Annotated in this window: 31 protein-coding genes and 1 pseudogene; 1 reads left to right on the forward strand and 31 read right to left on the reverse strand. The window is 46.6% G+C overall.

Annotated elements, in window-relative coordinates; translation table 11 throughout:
- Positions 1–104 precede the first annotated feature (104 nt).
- Positions 105–503, forward strand: a pseudogene (locus H9J30_RS12030) (IS630 family transposase); the annotation flags it as partial.
- A 123-nt stretch (positions 504–626) separates the two neighbouring features.
- On the opposite strand, the gene rplQ reads toward H9J30_RS12030, so the two are convergent.
- The 31 genes from rplQ to rpsG all read right to left on the reverse strand — a co-directional run bounded on the left by rplQ (position 627) and on the right by rpsG (position 18,478).
- Positions 627–1,022: a 50S ribosomal protein L17 gene (gene rplQ / locus H9J30_RS12035; RefSeq protein WP_007644470.1), complete on the reverse strand. Its 396-nt coding sequence runs from the start codon at positions 1,020–1,022 to the stop codon at positions 627–629.
- A 40-nt stretch (positions 1,023–1,062) separates the two neighbouring features.
- Positions 1,063–2,052, reverse strand: coding sequence for a DNA-directed RNA polymerase subunit alpha (locus H9J30_RS12040; protein WP_011070632.1), 990 nt, complete (start codon positions 2,050–2,052; stop codon positions 1,063–1,065).
- Between the two features lie 24 nt (positions 2,053–2,076).
- The gene (gene rpsD, locus H9J30_RS12045; protein WP_037421477.1) at positions 2,077–2,697 is read right to left on the reverse strand and encodes a 30S ribosomal protein S4; all 621 of its coding nucleotides are present in this window, start codon (positions 2,695–2,697) and stop codon (positions 2,077–2,079) included.
- A gap of 31 nt (positions 2,698–2,728) precedes the next feature.
- Entirely contained in the window at positions 2,729–3,121 is a 393-nt protein-coding gene (gene rpsK / locus H9J30_RS12050) for a 30S ribosomal protein S11 (RefSeq protein ID WP_006083577.1), read from the reverse strand.
- Between the two features lie 14 nt (positions 3,122–3,135).
- Entirely contained in the window at positions 3,136–3,492 is a 357-nt protein-coding gene (gene rpsM, locus H9J30_RS12055) for a 30S ribosomal protein S13 (protein WP_011070630.1), read from the reverse strand.
- Between the two features lie 114 nt (positions 3,493–3,606).
- Positions 3,607–3,720 (reverse strand): 50S ribosomal protein L36, encoded by a 114-nt coding sequence (gene rpmJ / locus H9J30_RS12060; RefSeq protein ID WP_006083579.1) that lies wholly within the window; start codon positions 3,718–3,720, stop codon positions 3,607–3,609.
- A gap of 21 nt (positions 3,721–3,741) precedes the next feature.
- Complete coding sequence (gene secY / locus H9J30_RS12065) at positions 3,742–5,082, reverse strand: preprotein translocase subunit SecY (protein WP_011070629.1); 1,341 nt, start codon at positions 5,080–5,082, stop codon at positions 3,742–3,744.
- A 7-nt stretch (positions 5,083–5,089) separates the two neighbouring features.
- Entirely contained in the window at positions 5,090–5,524 is a 435-nt protein-coding gene (rplO, locus tag H9J30_RS12070) for a 50S ribosomal protein L15 (RefSeq protein WP_011070628.1), read from the reverse strand.
- Positions 5,525–5,527: 3 nt separating this feature from the next.
- Positions 5,528–5,710 carry a 50S ribosomal protein L30 gene (gene rpmD / locus H9J30_RS12075; RefSeq protein ID WP_006083582.1) on the reverse strand — a complete coding sequence of 61 codons (183 nt, stop codon included), beginning with the start codon at positions 5,708–5,710 and terminating at the stop codon, positions 5,528–5,530.
- 6 nt (positions 5,711–5,716) lie between these two features.
- Positions 5,717–6,220, reverse strand: coding sequence for a 30S ribosomal protein S5 (gene rpsE / locus H9J30_RS12080; protein WP_007644438.1), 504 nt, complete (start codon positions 6,218–6,220; stop codon positions 5,717–5,719).
- 12 nt (positions 6,221–6,232) lie between these two features.
- Positions 6,233–6,583: a 50S ribosomal protein L18 gene (gene rplR / locus H9J30_RS12085; protein WP_011070627.1), complete on the reverse strand. Its 351-nt coding sequence runs from the start codon at positions 6,581–6,583 to the stop codon at positions 6,233–6,235.
- A 10-nt stretch (positions 6,584–6,593) separates the two neighbouring features.
- Positions 6,594–7,127, reverse strand: a complete 534-nt coding sequence (rplF, locus tag H9J30_RS12090) for a 50S ribosomal protein L6 (RefSeq protein ID WP_011070626.1) — start codon at positions 7,125–7,127, stop codon at positions 6,594–6,596.
- Between the two features lie 10 nt (positions 7,128–7,137).
- A complete protein-coding gene (gene rpsH, locus H9J30_RS12095; protein WP_007644434.1) occupies positions 7,138–7,530 on the reverse strand; it encodes a 30S ribosomal protein S8 in 393 nt (130 codons plus the stop codon).
- A 24-nt stretch (positions 7,531–7,554) separates the two neighbouring features.
- Positions 7,555–7,860 carry a 30S ribosomal protein S14 gene (rpsN, locus tag H9J30_RS12100; RefSeq protein WP_011070625.1) on the reverse strand — a complete coding sequence of 102 codons (306 nt, stop codon included), beginning with the start codon at positions 7,858–7,860 and terminating at the stop codon, positions 7,555–7,557.
- 10 nt (positions 7,861–7,870) lie between these two features.
- Complete coding sequence (gene rplE / locus H9J30_RS12105) at positions 7,871–8,410, reverse strand: 50S ribosomal protein L5 (protein ID WP_011070624.1); 540 nt, start codon at positions 8,408–8,410, stop codon at positions 7,871–7,873.
- A gap of 12 nt (positions 8,411–8,422) precedes the next feature.
- Positions 8,423–8,737, reverse strand: coding sequence for a 50S ribosomal protein L24 (gene rplX, locus H9J30_RS12110; RefSeq protein ID WP_011070623.1), 315 nt, complete (start codon positions 8,735–8,737; stop codon positions 8,423–8,425).
- An 11-nt stretch (positions 8,738–8,748) separates the two neighbouring features.
- A complete protein-coding gene (gene rplN, locus H9J30_RS12115) occupies positions 8,749–9,117 on the reverse strand; it encodes a 50S ribosomal protein L14 (protein WP_006083590.1) in 369 nt (122 codons plus the stop codon).
- Between the two features lie 177 nt (positions 9,118–9,294).
- Entirely contained in the window at positions 9,295–9,543 is a 249-nt protein-coding gene (rpsQ, locus tag H9J30_RS12120) for a 30S ribosomal protein S17 (protein WP_011070622.1), read from the reverse strand.
- On the reverse strand, positions 9,543–9,734 hold the full coding sequence (gene rpmC / locus H9J30_RS12125) for a 50S ribosomal protein L29 (protein ID WP_007644429.1): 192 nt from the start codon (positions 9,732–9,734) through the stop codon (positions 9,543–9,545). Before rpmC ends, rpsQ begins: the two co-directional genes overlap by 1 nt.
- The gene (gene rplP / locus H9J30_RS12130) at positions 9,734–10,144 is read right to left on the reverse strand and encodes a 50S ribosomal protein L16 (RefSeq protein WP_006083593.1); all 411 of its coding nucleotides are present in this window, start codon (positions 10,142–10,144) and stop codon (positions 9,734–9,736) included. Before rplP ends, rpmC begins: the two co-directional genes overlap by 1 nt.
- Positions 10,145–10,155: 11 nt before the next feature.
- Positions 10,156–10,848, reverse strand: coding sequence for a 30S ribosomal protein S3 (rpsC, locus tag H9J30_RS12135; protein ID WP_011070621.1), 693 nt, complete (start codon positions 10,846–10,848; stop codon positions 10,156–10,158).
- 9 nt (positions 10,849–10,857) lie between these two features.
- Complete coding sequence (gene rplV, locus H9J30_RS12140) at positions 10,858–11,190, reverse strand: 50S ribosomal protein L22 (protein ID WP_006083595.1); 333 nt, start codon at positions 11,188–11,190, stop codon at positions 10,858–10,860.
- A gap of 15 nt (positions 11,191–11,205) precedes the next feature.
- Complete coding sequence (rpsS, locus tag H9J30_RS12145; protein ID WP_006083596.1) at positions 11,206–11,484, reverse strand: 30S ribosomal protein S19; 279 nt, start codon at positions 11,482–11,484, stop codon at positions 11,206–11,208.
- 14 nt (positions 11,485–11,498) lie between these two features.
- A complete protein-coding gene (gene rplB, locus H9J30_RS12150) occupies positions 11,499–12,323 on the reverse strand; it encodes a 50S ribosomal protein L2 (RefSeq protein WP_011070620.1) in 825 nt (274 codons plus the stop codon).
- Between the two features lie 16 nt (positions 12,324–12,339).
- Positions 12,340–12,642, reverse strand: a complete 303-nt coding sequence (gene rplW, locus H9J30_RS12155) for a 50S ribosomal protein L23 (RefSeq protein WP_037421480.1) — start codon at positions 12,640–12,642, stop codon at positions 12,340–12,342.
- Complete coding sequence (gene rplD / locus H9J30_RS12160; RefSeq protein ID WP_011070618.1) at positions 12,642–13,247, reverse strand: 50S ribosomal protein L4; 606 nt, start codon at positions 13,245–13,247, stop codon at positions 12,642–12,644. The genes rplW and rplD overlap by 1 nt, the downstream gene beginning before the upstream one ends.
- Positions 13,248–13,264: 17 nt before the next feature.
- Complete coding sequence (gene rplC / locus H9J30_RS12165) at positions 13,265–13,903, reverse strand: 50S ribosomal protein L3 (RefSeq protein ID WP_011070617.1); 639 nt, start codon at positions 13,901–13,903, stop codon at positions 13,265–13,267.
- Positions 13,904–13,930: 27 nt separating this feature from the next.
- On the reverse strand, positions 13,931–14,242 hold the full coding sequence (gene rpsJ, locus H9J30_RS12170; protein ID WP_011070616.1) for a 30S ribosomal protein S10: 312 nt from the start codon (positions 14,240–14,242) through the stop codon (positions 13,931–13,933).
- 334 nt (positions 14,243–14,576) lie between these two features.
- Complete coding sequence (tuf, locus tag H9J30_RS12175) at positions 14,577–15,761, reverse strand: elongation factor Tu (RefSeq protein ID WP_023266119.1); 1,185 nt, start codon at positions 15,759–15,761, stop codon at positions 14,577–14,579.
- Positions 15,762–15,832: 71 nt separating this feature from the next.
- Positions 15,833–17,929, reverse strand: coding sequence for an elongation factor G (fusA, locus tag H9J30_RS12180; RefSeq protein WP_240131256.1), 2,097 nt, complete (start codon positions 17,927–17,929; stop codon positions 15,833–15,835).
- A gap of 78 nt (positions 17,930–18,007) precedes the next feature.
- The gene (gene rpsG, locus H9J30_RS12185; protein ID WP_011070613.1) at positions 18,008–18,478 is read right to left on the reverse strand and encodes a 30S ribosomal protein S7; all 471 of its coding nucleotides are present in this window, start codon (positions 18,476–18,478) and stop codon (positions 18,008–18,010) included.
- Positions 18,479–18,491 lie beyond the last annotated feature (13 nt).

Here is an 18,491-nt window from a genome sequence, read left to right on the forward strand (position 1 = left end):
ACGCTTTTCTCGGATTTAACTGATGCAGCAATGTCAGGATGGCTCATGAGCTGGAAGCTTAGAAAGTGTTGGCTAATTAGATCACATAATTAAGGAGATTGGTATTATATGGCGCCGTGTGTCCGGCAACGGGGGCGACACAAGCGATTATTGCCCCGCATGCCAATAGCGAATATATGCACGAGCATTTAAAACTGATTTCAACCGCCACCGCATTTAGACGCCATGCGTTGGTCATCATGGACGGCGCGGGCTGGCATCAACAGGATTTGGCCGATGACTTTGATAATCTGACGCTTCTCAAGTTGCCGCCTTATTCACCAGAGTTAAATCCGATAGAGCAGGTATGGCAATGGTTGCGTCAACATGTGTTGGCTAATCGTTGTTTTAGTGGTTATGACGATATTGTCGAACAGTGCTCTATCGCATGGAAAATCTTCATTGAGAAGAAAGTAAGAGTGATAAAATTGTGCTCTAGACAGTGGACAATTTTGACCAGTTAGTTAATGGAATTGGTATTACTTGATACTGTCATAAAGAAGCATTCTTTTTAACTATTGCTTGGCGGGACAGCTAAACAAAAAAGCCGAGCTATGAGCTCGGCTTTTTAAACTTTGTAACCTTAATTACTCAGCAGCTTCAACATCAACAGCTTGAGCAGCTTCTGGACGACCTACTAGCTCGATGTAAGCCATTGGGGCTTTATCACCAGCACGTAAACCGCACTTAAGGATACGGGTATAGCCACCAGGACGTTCCTGGTAACGTGGACCCAATTCAGTGAATAACTTACCTACGACTTCAGCGTCGCGAGTACGTGCAAACGCTAAACGACGGTTTGCAACGCTGTCACTCTTAGCAAGTGTTATCAGAGGCTCAACTACGCGACGCAGTTCTTTCGCTTTAGCTACGGTTGTCTTGATAATCTCATGACGAACCAGTGAGCTTGCCATGTTACGGAACATAGCTTGGCGGTGGCTGCTGTTGCGGTTAAGTTGACGACCACTCTTACGATGGCGCATGACCTAATCCTTATAACCTAAATCTGTACAAACCTGAGACTTATAGGTCGTCTGCTAAACTAGCTGGAGGCCAGTTTTCCAGACGCATACCTAACGACAGTCCGCGAGAAGCTAAAACGTCCTTAATTTCAGTAAGAGACTTCTTACCTAAGTTAGGGGTCTTCAGCAACTCAACTTCAGTACGCTGTACCAGATCTCCGATGTAATGAATCGCTTCGGCTTTCAAACAGTTAGCCGAACGTACAGTTAGCTCTAAATCGTCGACAGGACGCAACAGAATCGGATCGAACTCCGGCTTCTCTTCTTTCATTTCTGGCTCAGTCACATCACGCAGCTCGACAAACGCATCCAGCTGTTCAGCTAAGATGGTTGCAGAACGACGGATAGCTTCCTCAGGATCGATAGTACCGTTAGTGGTCATATCGATAACGAGTTTATCCAAGTCAGTACGCTGTTCAACACGAGCTGCTTCTACATTGTAGGCAATACGTGCGACTGGCGAGAAAGAAGCATCAACCAGCAAACGGCCGATTGGGCGATCATCGTCTTCTGTCTGTGCACGAGCAGATGCTGGCACATAACCACGACCACGCTCAACGCGAATACGCATGCTGATATCATTGTTACCTGTTAAATGACAGATAACATGATCAGGATTCACGATAGTGACATCACCATCATGCGTGATATCTGCTGCGATGACAGGGCCTGCGCCGGACTTGCTTAATGTAAGCATAGCCTCGTCTTTACCCTCGATAGTCACTGCTAAGCCTTTTAGATTTAGCAAGATTTCAAGGATATCTTCTTGTACGCCTTCCTTACTGCTGTATTCGTGCAGTACGCCGTCAATCTCGACTTCGGTAACCGCGCAGCCGGGCATAGACGACAATAGGATGCGACGCAACGCGTTACCTAAAGTGTGGCCGAAACCACGCTCAAGCGGTTCCAAAGTAACCTTGGCACGTGTTGAGTTAACCTGCTCGATATCAACGAGACGCGGTTTAAGAAATTCTGTAACAGAACCCTGCATTGTGTCCTCTCTTGTTTGTTAGCCTTACTTAGAGTAAAGCTCGACGATCAGCTGTTCGTTAATTTCCGCAGACAAATCGCTACGTTCTGGAATACGCTTGAAAGCACCTTCCATTTTCGCGCTGTCGACTTCAACCCATGTAGGCTTCTCGCGTTGACCAGCCACTTCTAAAGCCGCTTTGATACGAGCTTGAGTGCGTGACTTTTCACGGATGCTTACAACATCATTCGCAGACACTTTGAATGACGGAATGTTAACAACACGACCGTTAACCATAACTGATTTATGGCTTACTAGCTGACGTGATTCTGCACGAGTCGCACCAAAACCCATACGATAAACAACGTTATCTAAACGAGTTTCTAAAAGTTGCAGCAGGTTTTCACCCGTGTTGCCTTTTAGACGTGCAGCCTCTTTGTAGTAGTTACGGAATTGTTTTTCTAACACACCGTAAATACGACGAACTTTTTGTTTTTCGCGTAACTGTAAACCGTACTCTGACAAACGTGGCTTACGAGCGCCATGCTGTCCTGGTGCTGATTCCAGTTTACACTTTGAATCGATTGCTCTCACACCGCTTTTTAAGAAAAGGTCAGTACCTTCTCGGCGGCTGAGCTTGAGCTTGGGACCCAAGTATCTTGCCATGATCTTTCTCCAACTATCCTAATGAAACGCGTTATACACGACGCTTTTTAGGAGGACGACAACCATTATGAGGGATCGGCGTCACATCGGTAATGTTGGTAATTTTGTAACCAACAGCGTTCAGCGCACGAATGGCTGATTCACGACCTGGACCTGGACCCTTCACAAACACTTCAAGGTTTTTTAAACCGTAGTCTTGAGCAGCAGCACCTGCACGCTCAGCAGCTACCTGTGCAGCAAATGGCGTAGATTTACGTGAACCACGGAAACCTGAACCACCTGAAGTAGCCCATGACAACGCATTACCTTGACGATCTGTAATGGTGACAATTGTGTTGTTGAAAGAAGCATGGATATGAGCCATGCCATCTGCAACCTGTTTACGTACGCGCTTACGCGGAGAACGTGACGGAACTTTAGCCATTGTCTACCTTCCCGTTACTTCTTGATTGGTTTACGTGGACCTTTACGCGTACGCGCATTGGTCTTAGTACGTTGCCCACGAAGAGGCAGGCTACGACGATGGCGGAGACCACGATAACAACCAAGATCCATAAGACGCTTGATGTTCATAGAAATCTCACGACGTAAGTCACCTTCTACTAAGTATTTGGCAACTTCTTCGCGTAGGGTGTCGATTTGAGCTTCGCTCAATTCCTTGATCTTAGCAGTTTCAGCGATTGACGTAGCTGCGCAGATTGCTCTAGCGCGAGTACGGCCGATGCCGAAAATTGCAGTCAATGCGATGACTGTATGCTTTTGATCAGGAATGTTAATGCCAGCGATACGGGCCACTATGCACTCCTTAAGTTAAAGGCCAACTGCGAAAAGCCCGAAAGGATACTCGACAGTTGACAGATTTGCAAACAATATTTGTTCAGCCCAACAGTGGGCTGAACAATTTCACTTTTAGCCTTGACGCTGTTTGTGTTTTGGTTCAACACAGATAACGCGCACAACGCCACTACGCTTGACGATCTTGCAGTTACGGCAGATCTTCTTCACGGAAGCTCGAACTTTCATTTCATCACTCCGTAAAGCTACTTAGCGACCAAAACGATCTAAATTCGCTTTGTTAACTAGGTTAGCTTTCTTCATCACAGACTCATACTGATGTGACATCATATGGGTCTGAACCTGAGCCATGAAGTCCATGATTACGACTACCATAATTAGTAGTGAAGTACCGCCAAAATAGAACTGTACTTTCCACGCAATTAACATGAACTCCGGAATTAAACAGATAAAGGTAATGTATAACGCGCCTGCTAATGTCAAACGGGTCATCACTTTATCAATGTAACGCGAAGTCTGTTCTCCAGGACGGATCCCAGGGATGAATGCACCACTTTTCTTCAAGTTATCTGCTGTTTCGCGTGGATTAAATACCAGCGCAGTATAGAAGAAACAGAAGAAAATAATTGCTGCCGCATATAATAATGAGTAAAGCGGTTGTCCAGGAGACACAGCCAGTGAAAAATCACTTAACCATGACATAGACTCATTTTGACCAAACCACTGAGCCAGTGTGCCTGGGAACAAAATGATGCTTGACGCAAAAATTGGTGGAATTACACCAGCCATGTTTATTTTCAACGGTAGGTGGGTACTTTGCGCAGCGAATACCTTACGGCCTTGCTGACGCTTAGCATAGTTTACAACGATACGACGTTGACCACGCTCCACGAATACCACGAAATAAGTCACAGCAAATATAATTACCGCAAGCAACAACAATACTAACACATTCAGGTCACCTTGACGCGCCTGCTCAGCCGTTTGGCCGATAGCGGAAGGTAATCCAGCAACAATACCTGCGAAAATTAAAATCGAGATACCATTACCTATACCTCGTTCGGTAATTTGCTCACCTAGCCACATCAGAAACATAGTTCCAGTAACTAAACTCACAACGGCAACAAAGTAGAAACCGAATCCAATATTGACCACGAGGCCTGGGACTAAGTTTGGTAACCCTGTTGCAATACCGACCGACTGGAATGTACCCAGCACTAACGTACCCCAACGTGTATATTGACTAATTTTTTTACGTCCAGACTCGCCTTCTTTTTTCAATTCAGCCAGTGCAGGATGCACAACAGTCAATAACTGCATAATAATCGATGCCGAAATGTACGGCATGATACCTAATGCAAAAATGGAAGCACGCTCAAGGGCACCACCCGAGAACATGTTAAACATGCCAAGGATGGTTCCACTTTGCTGAGCAAACAGCTCTGCTAATACAGCTGCGTCAATACCAGGAATTGGTACAAACGAACCGGCCCTAAAGACGATAATCGCACCAATCACGAACAGGAGGCGAGCTTTCAACTCAGAAAGTCCACCTTTCGCGCTTTTTAAATCAAGTCCTGGTTTTGCCATCGACGTATTATTCCTCGATCTTACCGCCAGCAGCTTCAATCGCTGCACGTGCACCTTTGGTTACCTTCAGACCTTTAACGGTCACAGGGCGCTCAATGGTACCTGAAAGAACGATTTTCGCAAACTGGATGTTGCGAGTAATAACGTTCGCATCTTTCAGAGCGTTTAAGTCGATAACATCACCGTTAACTTTAGCCAGTTCGAGTACACGAACTTCAGCTGTTACCATAGCGCGACGCGAGGTAAAACCAAATTTAGGTAAACGGATCTTAAGTGGCATCTGACCACCCTCGAAGCCTGGGCGTACACCGCCACCGCTACGAGATTTTTGGCCTTTATGACCACGACCCGCAGTTTTACCTAAGCCTGAACCCATACCACGGCCTACACGCTTTGGTGCATGCTTAGCGCCTGCAGCTGGAGATAGAGTATTTAAACGCATCTATTAATCCTCCACCTTAACCATGTAGTAGACCTTGTTGATCATACCGCGAACAGAAGGAGTATCTTCTAATTCAACAGTGTGACCAATGCGACGCAAACCAAGACCCGTTAGGGTAGCACGGTGCTTCGGTAAACGACCGATACCGCTTTTAGTTTGAGTAACTTTTACAGTTTTAGTTGCCATGGTGCATTACCCCCGAATTTCGTCAACATTCAGGCCACGCTTAGCTGCGATTTGCGAAGGTGACTTCATGTGCACCAATGCATCGACAGTCGCGCGAACGATGTTGATCGGGTTAGTAGAACCGTATGCTTTAGACAGAACGTTATGAACGCCTGCAACCTCTAATACGGCACGCATTGCGCCACCGGCGATAATACCGGTACCCTGTGATGCTGGTTGCATGTATACACGTGAACCAGTATGACGACCTTTAACTGGGTGATGCAGAGTGCCTGCATTCAACTCAACGGTCACCATGTTACGACGGGCTTTTTCCATAGCTTTTTGAATTGCTGCTGGAACTTCGCGCGCTTTACCATAGCCGTAGCCGACCTTACCATTACCGTCACCCACTACTGTTAGTGCTGTGAAGCTAAAGATACGACCGCCCTTAACTACTTTAGAAACACGATTAACTGCAATTAATTTCTCTTGCAGATCGTCTTTTTGCTGAGCTTCTAATTTAGCCATTTTTATAACCCCTTAGAACTGGAGGCCAGCTTCACGAGCAGCATCTGCTAGAGCAGCTACACGACCGTGATACTTGAAACCAGAACGATCGAACGCAACATTCGTTACGCCTTTTTCGATCGCGCGCTCAGCAACAAATTTACCTACTGCTTTAGCCGCGTCTACGTTACCGGTACTCTTCAGTTGCTCTTTAACCGCTTTTTCCACGGTTGAAGCAGCTGCCACCACCTGAGCTTCAGGATTGATCACCTGAGCATAAATGTGACGCGGTGTACGATGTACAACCAGACGGTTCACGCCCAGCTCTTGGATCTTCTTACGAGCGCGAATAGCGCGACGTAAGCGAGATGTTTTCTTATCCATATCGCGTTACCTACTTCTTCTTAGCCTCTTTACGGCGTACTTCTTCGTCGTCATAGCGAACACCCTTGCCTTTGTATGGCTCTGGTGGACGATATCCGCGAATCTCAGCAGCGACTTGGCCAATTAACTGTTTATCAACGCCACGTAGGACGATGTCAGTTTGGCTAGGGCACTCTGCAGTAACGCCTGCGGGCAGTTTGTGTACTAACGGATGAGAGAAACCTAAAGTCAGGTCAATGTCAGCACCGACGAGTTTCGCACGGTAACCAACGCCAACTAACTTTAATTTACGCTCAAAACCTTGAGATACACCAACAACCATGTTGTTTACTAATGCACGTGTTGTACCAGCCTGTGCCCAAGCGCCAACAGCGCCCTCAACAGGAAGGAATTTGATCACGCCATTTTCAATAACAACATTGACCGCATTGTTGATCACTCGAGTCAGACTTCCTTTCGCGCCTTTGACGGTCAGGGTCTGTTCGTTTAAGGTCACCTCTACGCCAGCTGGAATAGATACTGGTGCTTTTGCTACACGAGACATTCCTAGCTCCTTATGCTACGTAGCAGATAACCTCGCCACCCATGCCTGCAAGGCGGGCGGCACGATCAGTCATCAGGCCTTTAGAAGTGGACACAATTGCGACACCCAGTCCGCCCATCACTTTAGGAAGTTCGTTTTTACCTTTGTAAATACGAAGACCAGGACGGCTTACACGCTGGATAGTCTCAACGACTGGTTGGCCTTGGAAGTACTTTAACGTAATTTCCAATTCAGGCTTGGCTTCATCTGCTACGGCGTAATCAGCGATGTAACCTTCTTCTTTAAGCAGTTTCGCAATAGCGACTTTCAGCTTAGCAGAAGGCATCTTCACAGATACTTTGTTAGCAGCTTGGCCGTTACGAATACGGGTTAACATATCCGCAATAGGATCTTGCATGCTCATATTAGCTTACTCCGTGACAAGTGCTTACCAGCTAGCCTTACGCAGGCCAGGAACTTCACCACGCATGGTTGCTTCACGTAATTTGATACGGCTTAAGCCGAACTTACGTAGGAAACCATGTGGGCGACCAGTTTGATTACAACGATTGCGTTGACGCGATGCGCTGGAATCACGTGGTAGAGCTTGCAGCTTTAATACTGCATCCCAACGATCTTCATCAGAAGAAGCTGGACTTGCAATAATCACTTTCAGAGCAGCGCGCTTTTCAGCGAACTTAGCTACGAGCTGTGCACGCTTTGCTTCACGTGCTTTCATTGATGTTTTTGCCATTACGCTACCCTTATTTCTTGAATGGGAAGTTAAAAGCGTCTAACAAAGCACGACCTTCTTCATCAGTCTTCGCAGAGGTAGTGATAACAATATCCATACCGCGAATTTTATCGATTTTATCGTAATCGATCTCTGGGAAAATAATCTGCTCACGCACGCCCATCGCGTAGTTACCACGGCCGTCGAACGCTTTAGCGCTCAGACCACGGAAGTCACGGATACGTGGGATTGCGATGTCAACTAAACGCTCTAAGAATTCCCACATACGCTCACCGCGCAGGGTCACTTTACAGCCAATAGGGTAGCCTTCACGGATTTTAAAACCAGCAACTGATTTACGAGCAACAGTTACTACTGGTTTTTGACCAGCAATTGCAGTCATGTCACGAACAGCATGTTCCATAACTTTTTTGTCTGCAACGGCTTCGCCAACACCCATGTTCAGGGTGATTTTCTCAATCCGAGGGACTTGCATGACACTGGTATAACCGAACTTTTGAGTCAGTTCAGCGACAACAGTCTCTTGATATTTATCATGCAGTTTCGCCATCGTTTACTCCAGTTACTTAACGAGTTCACTGTTCGATTTAAAGAAACGAACTTTTTTGCCGTCTTCAAATCGGAAACCAACACGATCCGCCTTGCCTGTGACAGGGTTAAAGATCGCAACATTTGATGCTTGAATCGGTGCTTCTTTCTCAACAATACCACCGGCTACACCCAGTTGTGGGTTTGGCTTTTGGTGTTTTTTGACAAGATTGATGCCTTCAACAATTAACTTACCAGTAGGTAATACTTGAGCAACTTTAGCACGCTTGCCCTTGTCTTTACCTGCTAATACGATTACTTCGTCTTGACGACGGATTTTAGCTGCCATTTTGAAGCTCCTTACAGTACTTCTGGTGCCAGCGAGACAATTTTCATAAATTGCTCATTACGCAATTCACGTGTCACTGGTCCAAAGATACGAGTACCAATCGGCTGCAGGTTGTTGTTCAAAAGAACAGCTGCATTCCGATCGAAGCGAATGACAGAACCGTCTGGACGACGTACGCCTTTCTTAGTACGGACTACCACCGCGTTATACACATCACCTTTCTTCGCTTTAGCGCGAGGAATTGCTTCTTTAACAGAAACTTTGATGATGTCGCCGATACCGGCATAACGACGATGAGAGCCACCCAAGACCTTAATACACTGAACTCTGCGTGCGCCGCTGTTACATGCGACGTCAAGAGTCGATTGCATTTGGATCATTTTAAGTGCTCCGCTATCGTTACTACACAATTCCCACTATGGGACTATAAACACCATTTTTGCTTTGAATTTAGTCAAAAATGGGGCGCAAATATAACACCATAAACATGGAATGTATAGTATTAAAAAACAAACGGCCCCAAATACTGGAGCCGTTTACCTAAATACCTAATATGATTAGGCCTTTGATACTACTTCAACCAGGGTCCAAGATTTAGTCTTAGACAAAGGACGACATTCGCGAATCGCGACTACGTCACCTTCATTGCACTGATTAGCTTCATCATGTGCATGGATCTTAGTCGTACGCTTAATGTATTTCCCATAGATTGGGTGTTTCACTTGGCGTTCGATAGCGACAGTAATGGTTTTATCCATTTTGTTGCTAGTGACACGACCTTGCAAAGTACGGATTTTATCAGACATTATGCACCCGCCTTAGAAGTAATAATGGTCTTAACGCGCGCAATATTACGGCGCACTAATTTCAGTTGATGAGTCTGAGTCAACTGACCAGTGGCGTGTTGCATACGCAGGTTGAACTGCTCACGCAGCAGACCAAGTAGTTCAGCGTTCAGTTCTTCAACGCTCTTTTCTCTTAGTTCGCTCGCTTTCATTACATCACCGTCTTAGTTACGAAGGTAGTCTTGATTGGAAGCTTGGCAGCAGCTAAAGCAAACGCTTCACGAGCGATCACTTCAGAAACACCATTCATCTCATAAAGAACCTTACCAGGTTGAATCTGACATACCCAGTATTCAACGTTACCTTTACCTTTACCCATACGCACTTCAAGAGGCTTAGAGGTAATAGGTTTGTCCGGGAAAACTCGAATCCAAATTTGTCCCTGACGCTTAATGTGACGTGTCATGGCACGACGTGCAGATTCGATCTGACGTGCAGTTAAACGACCACGGCCGACTGCTTTCAGACCAAAAGTACCAAAGCTAACTTCGGTACCGTTCGCGAGACCGCGGTTGCGGCCTTTGAACATCTTGCGAAACTTCATACGTTTAGGTTGCAGCATTGCCGGCTCTCCTATTTACCACGAGGCTTGCGCTTAGGTTGCTGCTGTTTCGGCTCTTCAATCTGTGGCAGCATTCCGTCCAGAACTTCACCTTTGAAGATCCAAACTTTAATACCAATCACACCGTATTGAGTGTGACTTTCAGAGGTTGAATAGTCGATATCAGCACGCAGTGTGTGCAAAGGTACACGACCTTCACGGTACCACTCAGAGCGCGCAATCTCAGCACCGCCTAAACGGCCACTAACTTCAACTTTGATACCTTGAGCACCAATACGCATTGCGTTTTGTACCGCACGCTTCATCGCGCGACGGAACATAACACGACGCTCTAATTGCTGTGCAATAGAGTCAGCAACTAACTTGGCATCTAGCTCAGGTTTACGGATCTCAGCGATGTTAATTTGAGCAGGAGTGCCAGCCAGTTTTGAAACTGCAGCACGCAATACTTCAACGTCTTCACCTTTCTTACCGATCACAACGCCTGGACGGGCAGTGTGAATAGTAACGCGGATGCTTTTCGCTGGGCGTTCAATAACAATCTTAGATACTGACGCAGCTTGCAGTTTGTCTGCAAGATACTTACGCACTTCCCAGTCGCTGTTCAGGTTATTTGCATAATCTGACTTATCTGCGTACCAGGTAGAGATCCAAGGCTTGGTGATACCCAGACGGATACCATTAGGATGTACTTTCTGTCCCATTGCTCTCTCCTAGCGATCTGATACAACCACAGTGATGTGGCTGGTACGCTTCATGATACGATCAGCGCGGCCTTTAGCACGTGGCATGATACGCTTCATAGTTGGGCCCTCGTCAACGAAGACGGCGCCTACTTTTAGCTCATCAATATCAGCGCCTTCGTTGTGTTCGGCGTTTGCGATAGCTGAGTCAAGTACTTTTTTAACCAGTACGGCGGCTTTCTTTGGGCTGAAAGTCAAAATTTCGAGGGCCTTAGCAACAGGCAAACCACGAATTTGATCAGCAACGAGACGAGCCTTCTGCGCAGACGTACGGGCAAAACGATGTTTAGCTAAAACTTCCATCTTATTCCTCCCGTATTAACGCTTCTTCGCTTTCTTATCAGCAGCATGGCCGCGATAAGTGCGAGTTGGTGAGAATTCACCAAGTTTGTGGCCGATCATTTCGTCAGTTACGAACACAGGAACGTGCTGACGACCATTATGGACAGCGATGGTCAAACCAATCATATTTGGAATGATCATAGAGCGACGTGACCAAGTCTTAATAGGCTTCTTGTCACCTGCTTCCATCGCTTTCTCTACCTTCTTCAGCAAGTGCAGGTCAATGAAGGGACCTTTCTTGAGAGAACGTGGCATGGCGAATCCTCTTACTATTTATTACGACGACGTACGATGTACTTGTCAGTGCGCTTGTTACTACGAGTCTTATAACCCTTAGTTGGCACACCCCATGGAGTCACTGGGTGACGACCACCAGAAGTACGGCCTTCACCACCACCGTGTGGATGGTCTACCGGGTTCATTGCAACACCGCGAACTGTTGGGCGAATGCCTCTCCAGCGTTTAGCACCTGCTTTACCTAACTGGCGTAGCATGTGTTCGGCATTACCAACTTCACCAAATGTTGCGCGGCAATCAACTGGCACTTTGCGCATTTCGCCAGAGCGAAGACGTAAAGTTGCATATGCGCCATCACGAGCAACAACTTGCACATAAGCACCCGCTGAACGCGCGATCTGAGCACCTTTACCAGGCTTCATTTCTACAGCGTGCACAACAGAACCTACTGGAATGTTGCGCAGTGGCATTGCGTTACCGGTTTTGATTTCGGCTTCAACACCAGACTGGATTTTATCGCCAGCTTGCATGCCTTTAGCAGCAAGAATATAACGACGCTCACCATCCGCATACAGTACTAAAGCGATGTGCGCAGTACGGTTTGGATCGTATTCCAGACGCTCAATTTTTGCAGGGATACCGTCTTTATCGCGTTTGAAGTCGATTAAACGGTAGTGCTGCTTGTGACCGCCACCAACGTGACGAACTGTGATACGGCCAGTATTGTTACGGCCACCACTTTTAGATTTTTTCGCCAACAGGCCAGCAAAAGGTTTACCCTTGTGCAGGTCAGAGTTCACCACTTTAACTACGTGGCGACGACCTGGAGAGGTTGGCTTACACTTAATAACTGCCATGATAATTCTCCTTTGCTTACTCAGCGCCGCCGACGAAATCGATGTCAGCACCTGCAGCTAAAGTAACGTAGGCTTTTTTCCAATCGCTACGACGACCAGTACGGCCACCAGTGCGCTTAGTTTTGCCTTTGCTCACTAAAGTGCGAACTGACTCAACTTCAACTTCAAATAGCTTAGCAACAGCAGCTTTAATTTCAGCTTTAGTTGCATCGATAGCTACGCGGAAAACAACAGTGTTGTGCTTCTCAGCATTCACAGTGCTCTTTTCAGAGATGTGAGGAGCAAGAATTACTTTTAGCAAACGTTCTTCGCGGATCATCATGCTAGCATCTCCTCGATTTGCTTAACTGCATCAGCAGTCACAAGCACTGTGTTGAACGCGATTAGACTTACTGGGTCTAGACCCGCAACGTCACGAACGTCAACCTTGTACAGGTTGCGAGCTGCTAAGAATAAATTCTCGTCAACTTCTGAAGTCACAATTAACACGTCTTCAAGGTTCATTGCTTTCAGTTTAGCTTTCAGCTCTTTAGTTTTAGGAGCTTCAACGCTGAATGATTCAACAACCACCAGACGGTCTTGACGTACCAATTCAGACAGAATGCTTTTTAGCGCGCCGCGGTACATCTTCTTGTTAACTTTTTGGCTGTGATCTTGAGTTTTAGCAGCGAAAGTTACGCCACCGCCACGCCAGATTGGGCCCTTAACACCACCCGCACGAGCGCGGCCAGTGCCTTTTTGGCGCCATGGCTTTTTGCCAGAGCCAGTTACTTCCGCACGAGTCTTTTGAGCACGAGTGCCCTGACGCGCGTTTGCAGCGTATGCTACAACTACCTGATGAACCAGTGCCTCGTTAAAGTCACGGCCGAAGGTAGTTTCGGAAACTTCAAGAGCGCTTTGCGCGTCTTTCAATACCAATTCCATTACTATCTCCTCAGACCTTAAGCTTTAACTGCAGGCTTGATGATCAGGTCGCCATTAGTTGCGCCCGGAACAGCACCTTTAACCAGTAGCAGGTTACGTTCAACATCTACACGTACAACGTCCAGATTTTGAGTAGTAACACGCTCGGCACCCATGTGGCCTGACATTTTCTTGCCTTTAAATACGCGACCAGGCGTTTGGTTCTGACCGATAGAACCGTTCGAACGGTGCGACAAAGAGTTACCGTGTGTCATATCTTGAGTACGGAAGTTCCAGCGCTTAACACCGCCTTGGAAACCTTTACCTTTAGATTGACCAGTAACGTCAACTTTCGCTACATCAGCGAAGATACCTACGTTTAGCTCAGCACCAACTTCAATGCCTTCGCCTTCACCGTCTGCCAGACGCAATTCCCACAGTCCACGACCGGCTTCAACGCCGCTCTTAGCAAAGTGACCTGCTTCTGGTTTAGTGATGCGATTGGCTTTTTTGGTACCAGTAGTAACTTGAAGCGCGCGGTAACCGTCAGTTTCTAAAGTTTTCACTTGAGTAACACGGTTGCCAGCAACTTCAATTACTGTAACAGGTATAGAAACACCATCTTCAGTGAAGATGCGAGTCATACCAACTTTACGACCAATAAGACCGATAGCCATCTCTCAAACCTCTTCTAAGGATCTCAATTAACCCAAGCTAATCTGTACGTCGACACCAGCCGCAAGATCTAAACGCATTAGAGCGTCTACAGTCTTTTCAGTTGGCTCTACGATGTCAACCAGGCGCTTGTGAGTACGTAATTCGTACTGGTCACGAGCATCTTTATTAACGTGCGGAGAGATCAAAACGGTATAACGCTCTTTGCGCGTAGGTAGTGGAATAGGACCACGTACTTGGGCGCCAGTACGCTTAGCAGTTTCAACGATTTCCGCTGTAGACTGATCAATTAAGCGATGATCAAACCCTTTTAAGCGGATACGGATTCTTTGGTTCTGCATTGACCAGAGCTCCTAAAATGGACACATAAAAAATCACCCTCTAGCTTCTTCCTTACTGGAAAAGCAGAGCGAGATGATTTAACCGTTCGACTCCCAATCGGAGCCGCTATGATAATGATAAGTTCAAAGACTTATCATTTAATTCGTTAACCTTAGTCAACGAGGGGGCCATTATACTCATCTTAAATCAGATTTCAAGCCCGCTGTGCAAATAGTCATCAAAAACTATTCAGCTTCAGAATGGCGTGCATTTTACACAAATTTCAGAATAACACCAGCCCAAAATAAAAAAGGAAGCCTAAGCTTCCTTTTCAGCACGATAGCTAATTCGCGATTAAGCGAAAATCTTCGCTACAACACCTGCACCTACTGTACGGCCACCTTCACGGATTGCGAAGCGTAAACCTTCGTCCATCGCGATTGGGCAGATCAGAGTCACTTTCATCTTGATGTTGTCGCCTGGCATTACCATCTCTACGCCTTCTGGCAGTTCGATAGTGCCTGTCACGTCAGTTGTACGGAAGTAGAACTGTGGACGGTAGCCTTTGAAGAATGGAGTATGACGACCACCTTCTTCTTTTGACAGTACGTATACTTCTGATTCAAAAGTAGTGTGTGGGTTGATTGAACCTGGCTTAGATAATACTTGACCACGTTCTACGTCATCACGCTTAGTACCACGTAATAAAATACCACAGTTCTCACCTGCACGACCTTCGTCAAGCAGTTTACGGAACATTTCAACACCAGTACAGGTAGTTTTAGTTGTAGTACGGATACCAACGATTTCTACTTCGTCACCAACGCGTACAATACCACGCTCAACACGACCAGTTACTACTGTACCACGGCCAGAGATTGAGAATACGTCTTCGATTGGCATCAGGAATGGCTTATCGATATCACGCTCTGGTTCTGGAATGTAAGAGTCTAAAGCTGCTGCCAGCTCAAGGATCTTCGCTTCCCACTCTGGCTCGCCTTCTAGCGCTTTCAGAGCTGAACCTTGGATTACTGGTAAGTCATCACCTGGGAAGTCGTATTCTGATAACAGTTCACGTACTTCCATTTCAACTAATTCTAACAGCTCAGCATCGTCAACCATGTCACATTTGTTCATGAATACGATGATGAATGGTACGCCTACTTGGCGAGACAGCAGGATGTGCTCGCGAGTTTGTGGCATTGGGCCATCTGTAGAAGCAACTACTAGGATCGCGCCGTCCATCTGTGCAGCACCAGTGATCATGTTTTTAACATAGTCAGCGTGGCCTGGGCAGTCTACGTGTGCGTAGTGGCGAGTTGGTGTGTCATATTCGATGTGAGAGGTATTGATGGTAATACCGCGCTCACGCTCTTCTGGAGCGTTATCGATTTGAGAGAAGTCTTTAGCTTCACCACCGTAGGTCTTAGCCAGTACGTGAGAGATAGCTGCAGTCAGAGTGGTTTTACCATGGTCAACGTGACCGATGGTGCCCACGTTTACGTGAGGCTTACTACGTTCAAATTTAGCTTTTGCCACGATATATTCCTTTCTTTTCAGAATAATCCTGCATTCACAGGACCATATTACATTTATGTCGTAACTGGAAATTAGCTACGAGATTCAATAATCGCTTTCGCAATGTTTTGCGGTGCATCAGTGTACTTCAAGAACTCCATGGAGTAAGAAGCACGACCCTGAGTTGCAGAACGCAAATCAGTTGCATAACCAAACATTTCAGAAAGAGGCACTACTGCATGGATTATTTTGATGCCACCAAAGCCATCATCCATACCTTCAATCAAACCACGGCGACGGTTTAAATCACCAACAACATCACCCATGTAGTTTTCTGGAGTAGTTACTTCTACTTTCATGCAAGGTTCGAGCAACACAGGTTTCGCTTCAAGCGCACCCTTTTTGAAGCCCATAGAACCCGCAATTTTGAACGCCATTTCATTCGAGTCCACATCATGATATGAACCGTCGAACAGAGTGACCTTCACGTCCAACACAGGGAAGCCAGCGAGAACGCCATTCTTCATCTGCTCTTGGATACCTTTATCAACCGCTGGAATGAATTCACGTGGAACCACACCCCCAACGATTGCGTTGATAAATTCGTAACCAGCACCTTCTTCATTAGGCTCTAGTTTTAACCAAACATGACCGAATTGTCCACGGCCACCTGATTGGCGAACAAATTTACCTTCAGCCTCAACTGATCCCCGAATGGTCTCACGGTAGGCCACTTGTGGCTTACCTACGTTGCACTCGACACCGAATTCACGACGCATACGGTCCACAATGATGTCTAAGTGTAACTCACCCATTCCAGAAATCAGTGTTTGTGATGATTCTTCGTCTGTTTCTACCCGGAATGAAGGATCTTCAGCTGCAAGCTTTTGCAGTGCGATACCCATTTTATCTTGGTCAGCTTTCGACTTAGGCTCAACGGCAATGGTAATTACTGGCTCTGGGAACTCCATGCGTTCCAAGATCACTTTGTGATCGTTATCACAAAGTGTATCACCCGTGGTCACTTCTTTTAGTCCAATAGCCGCGGCAATATCACCCGCACGAACTTCTTTCAATTCTGTGCGATCGTTAGCGTGCATTTGCACGATACGGCCAATACGTTCACGTTTCTGTTTGACAGAGTTATAAACGCCAGAACCTGATTCAAGTACGCCTGAGTAAACACGAATAAAGGTCAAAGTACCCACGAACGGGTCTGTAGCAATCTTAAATGCCAACGCCGCAAAGGGGGCATTGTCATCTGATGGGCGCTCAACTTCTTGCTCATTGTCGTCAATGCCCTTAATTGGTGGCACATCGACAGGTGCAGGCAAGAATTCTACTACCGCATCAAGAACCGCCTGAACGCCCTTGTTCTTAAATGCAGAACCACAGGTCGCTAAAACGATTTCATTATTGATAGTACGCTGACGCAGTGCCTGTTTGATCTCTTCTTCTGACAGAGTGCCTTCTTCAAGGTACTTGTCCATCAGTTCATCAGAGGCCTCGGCGGCTGCCTCAACCAGATACTCATGCATTTCAGCCGCTTTTGCTGCTAAATGTGCAGGGATCTCTTCATAAGAGAAGGTCATACCCTGGTCCGCTTCGTTCCAGTTAATGGCTTTCATCTTGATTAAGTCGATCACGCCGGTGAAGTTTTCTTCTGCGCCGATGTTTAATTGGATCGGTACACAAGTTGCCCCAAGGCGAGTTCTGATTTGCTTCACTACACGTTCAAAGTCCGCGCCTGCACGGTCCATTTTGTTGACAAATACGATGCGTGGAACGCGGTATTTATCAGCTTGACGCCACACGGTTTCTGATTGAGGTTCTACACCTGAAGCACCACAGAAAACCACAACAGCGCCGTCAAGAACGCGCAAAGAACGTTCAACCTCAATAGTGAAGTCAACGTGACCAGGGGTATCGATGATATTGATGCGGTGTTCAGTGAATTGAGCATCCATACCACGCCAGAAAGTGGTTACAGCGGCCGAGGTGATAGTAATACCACGCTCTTGCTCTTGCACCATCCAGTCAGTGGTCGCGGCGCCGTCATGCACCTCACCGATTTTATGAGACAAACCGGTATAGAACAGAACACGTTCTGTTGTGGTGGTTTTACCTGCGTCCACATGAGCACAAATACCGATATTACGATAACGCTCAATTGGGGTTGTACGAGCCACGATTATACCCTCTCGACCAAGACGGTTGTCTTGGCAATATCAACAACAATGGTGTGGGCCTAAGCCCACACCATCAGATTACCAACGGTAATGAGCAAAGGCCTTGTTAGCTTCAGCCATGCGGTGCACGTCTTCACGCTTCTTAACAGCAGTACCTTTGTTTTCAGACGCATCTAGCATTTCACCTGCTAGACGTAAAGCCATAGATTTTTCACCACGCTTACGTGCAGCTTCAACTAACCAGCGCATCGCCAGTGCGTTACGACGCACAGGACGAACTTCACATGGTACCTGGTATGTAGAACCACCCACGCGACGAGATTTAACTTCGACTGATGGGCGAACGTTGTCCAGGGCTGCTTCAAGGATGTCTAAATGGTTAGCGCCTTTCTTTTCAGCGATAACATCAAGAGCCTTGTAAATGATTTTTTCAGCAGTCGACTTTTTGCCGTCCTGCATAATGACGTTGATGAACTTAGCCAGCAACTCACTGTGAAACTTTGGATCTGGTAGGATTTTACGTTGTCCTACAACGCGACGTCTTGGCATAACAATTCTCCGT

This window comes from Shewanella cutis, assembly GCF_022410515.1.
Classification (GTDB): Bacteria; Pseudomonadota; Gammaproteobacteria; order Enterobacterales; family Shewanellaceae; genus Shewanella; species Shewanella cutis.

Coding starts and splice junctions, on each gene's coding strand:
- rplQ (WP_007644470.1), bottom strand. CDS start 1,022: ATGCGCCATCGTAAGAGTGGTCGTCAACTTAACCGCAACAGCAGCCAC.
- H9J30_RS12040 (WP_011070632.1), bottom strand. CDS start 2,052: ATGCAGGGTTCTGTTACAGAATTTCTTAAACCGCGTCTCGTTGATATC.
- rpsD (WP_037421477.1), bottom strand. CDS start 2,697: ATGGCAAGATACTTGGGTCCCAAGCTCAAGCTCAGCCGCCGAGAAGGT.
- rpsK (WP_006083577.1), bottom strand. CDS start 3,121: ATGGCTAAAGTTCCGTCACGTTCTCCGCGTAAGCGCGTACGTAAACAG.
- rpmJ (WP_006083579.1), bottom strand. CDS start 3,720: ATGAAAGTTCGAGCTTCCGTGAAGAAGATCTGCCGTAACTGCAAGATC.
- secY (WP_011070629.1), bottom strand. CDS start 5,082: ATGGCAAAACCAGGACTTGATTTAAAAAGCGCGAAAGGTGGACTTTCT.
- rplO (WP_011070628.1), bottom strand. CDS start 5,524: ATGCGTTTAAATACTCTATCTCCAGCTGCAGGCGCTAAGCATGCACCA.
- rpmD (WP_006083582.1), bottom strand. CDS start 5,710: ATGGCAACTAAAACTGTAAAAGTTACTCAAACTAAAAGCGGTATCGGT.
- rpsE (WP_007644438.1), bottom strand. CDS start 6,220: ATGGCTAAATTAGAAGCTCAGCAAAAAGACGATCTGCAAGAGAAATTA.
- rplR (WP_011070627.1), bottom strand. CDS start 6,583: ATGGATAAGAAAACATCTCGCTTACGTCGCGCTATTCGCGCTCGTAAG.
- rplF (WP_011070626.1), bottom strand. CDS start 7,127: ATGTCTCGTGTAGCAAAAGCACCAGTATCTATTCCAGCTGGCGTAGAG.
- rpsH (WP_007644434.1), bottom strand. CDS start 7,530: ATGAGCATGCAAGATCCTATTGCGGATATGTTAACCCGTATTCGTAAC.
- rpsN (WP_011070625.1), bottom strand. CDS start 7,860: ATGGCAAAAACATCAATGAAAGCACGTGAAGCAAAGCGTGCACAGCTC.
- rplE (WP_011070624.1), bottom strand. CDS start 8,410: ATGGCGAAACTGCATGATAAATATCAAGAGACTGTTGTCGCTGAACTG.
- rplX (WP_011070623.1), bottom strand. CDS start 8,737: ATGGCAGCTAAAATCCGTCGTCAAGACGAAGTAATCGTATTAGCAGGT.
- rplN (WP_006083590.1), bottom strand. CDS start 9,117: ATGATCCAAATGCAATCGACTCTTGACGTCGCATGTAACAGCGGCGCA.
- rpsQ (WP_011070622.1), bottom strand. CDS start 9,543: ATGTCTGATAAAATCCGTACTTTGCAAGGTCGTGTCACTAGCAACAAA.
- rpmC (WP_007644429.1), bottom strand. CDS start 9,734: ATGAAAGCGAGCGAACTAAGAGAAAAGAGCGTTGAAGAACTGAACGCT.
- rplP (WP_006083593.1), bottom strand. CDS start 10,144: ATGCTGCAACCTAAACGTATGAAGTTTCGCAAGATGTTCAAAGGCCGC.
- rpsC (WP_011070621.1), bottom strand. CDS start 10,848: ATGGGACAGAAAGTACATCCTAATGGTATCCGTCTGGGTATCACCAAG.
- rplV (WP_006083595.1), bottom strand. CDS start 11,190: ATGGAAGTTTTAGCTAAACATCGTTTTGCCCGTACGTCTGCGCAGAAG.
- rpsS (WP_006083596.1), bottom strand. CDS start 11,484: ATGCCACGTTCTCTCAAGAAAGGTCCCTTCATTGACCTGCACTTGCTG.
- rplB (WP_011070620.1), bottom strand. CDS start 12,323: ATGGCAGTTATTAAGTGTAAGCCAACCTCTCCAGGTCGTCGCCACGTA.
- rplW (WP_037421480.1), bottom strand. CDS start 12,642: ATGATCCGCGAAGAACGTTTGCTAAAAGTAATTCTTGCTCCTCACATC.
- rplD (WP_011070618.1), bottom strand. CDS start 13,247: ATGGAATTGGTATTGAAAGACGCGCAAAGCGCTCTTGAAGTTTCCGAA.
- rplC (WP_011070617.1), bottom strand. CDS start 13,903: ATGGCTATCGGTCTTATTGGTCGTAAAGTTGGTATGACTCGCATCTTC.
- rpsJ (WP_011070616.1), bottom strand. CDS start 14,242: ATGCAGAACCAAAGAATCCGTATCCGCTTAAAAGGGTTTGATCATCGC.
- rpsG (WP_011070613.1), bottom strand. CDS start 18,478: ATGCCAAGACGTCGCGTTGTAGGACAACGTAAAATCCTACCAGATCCA.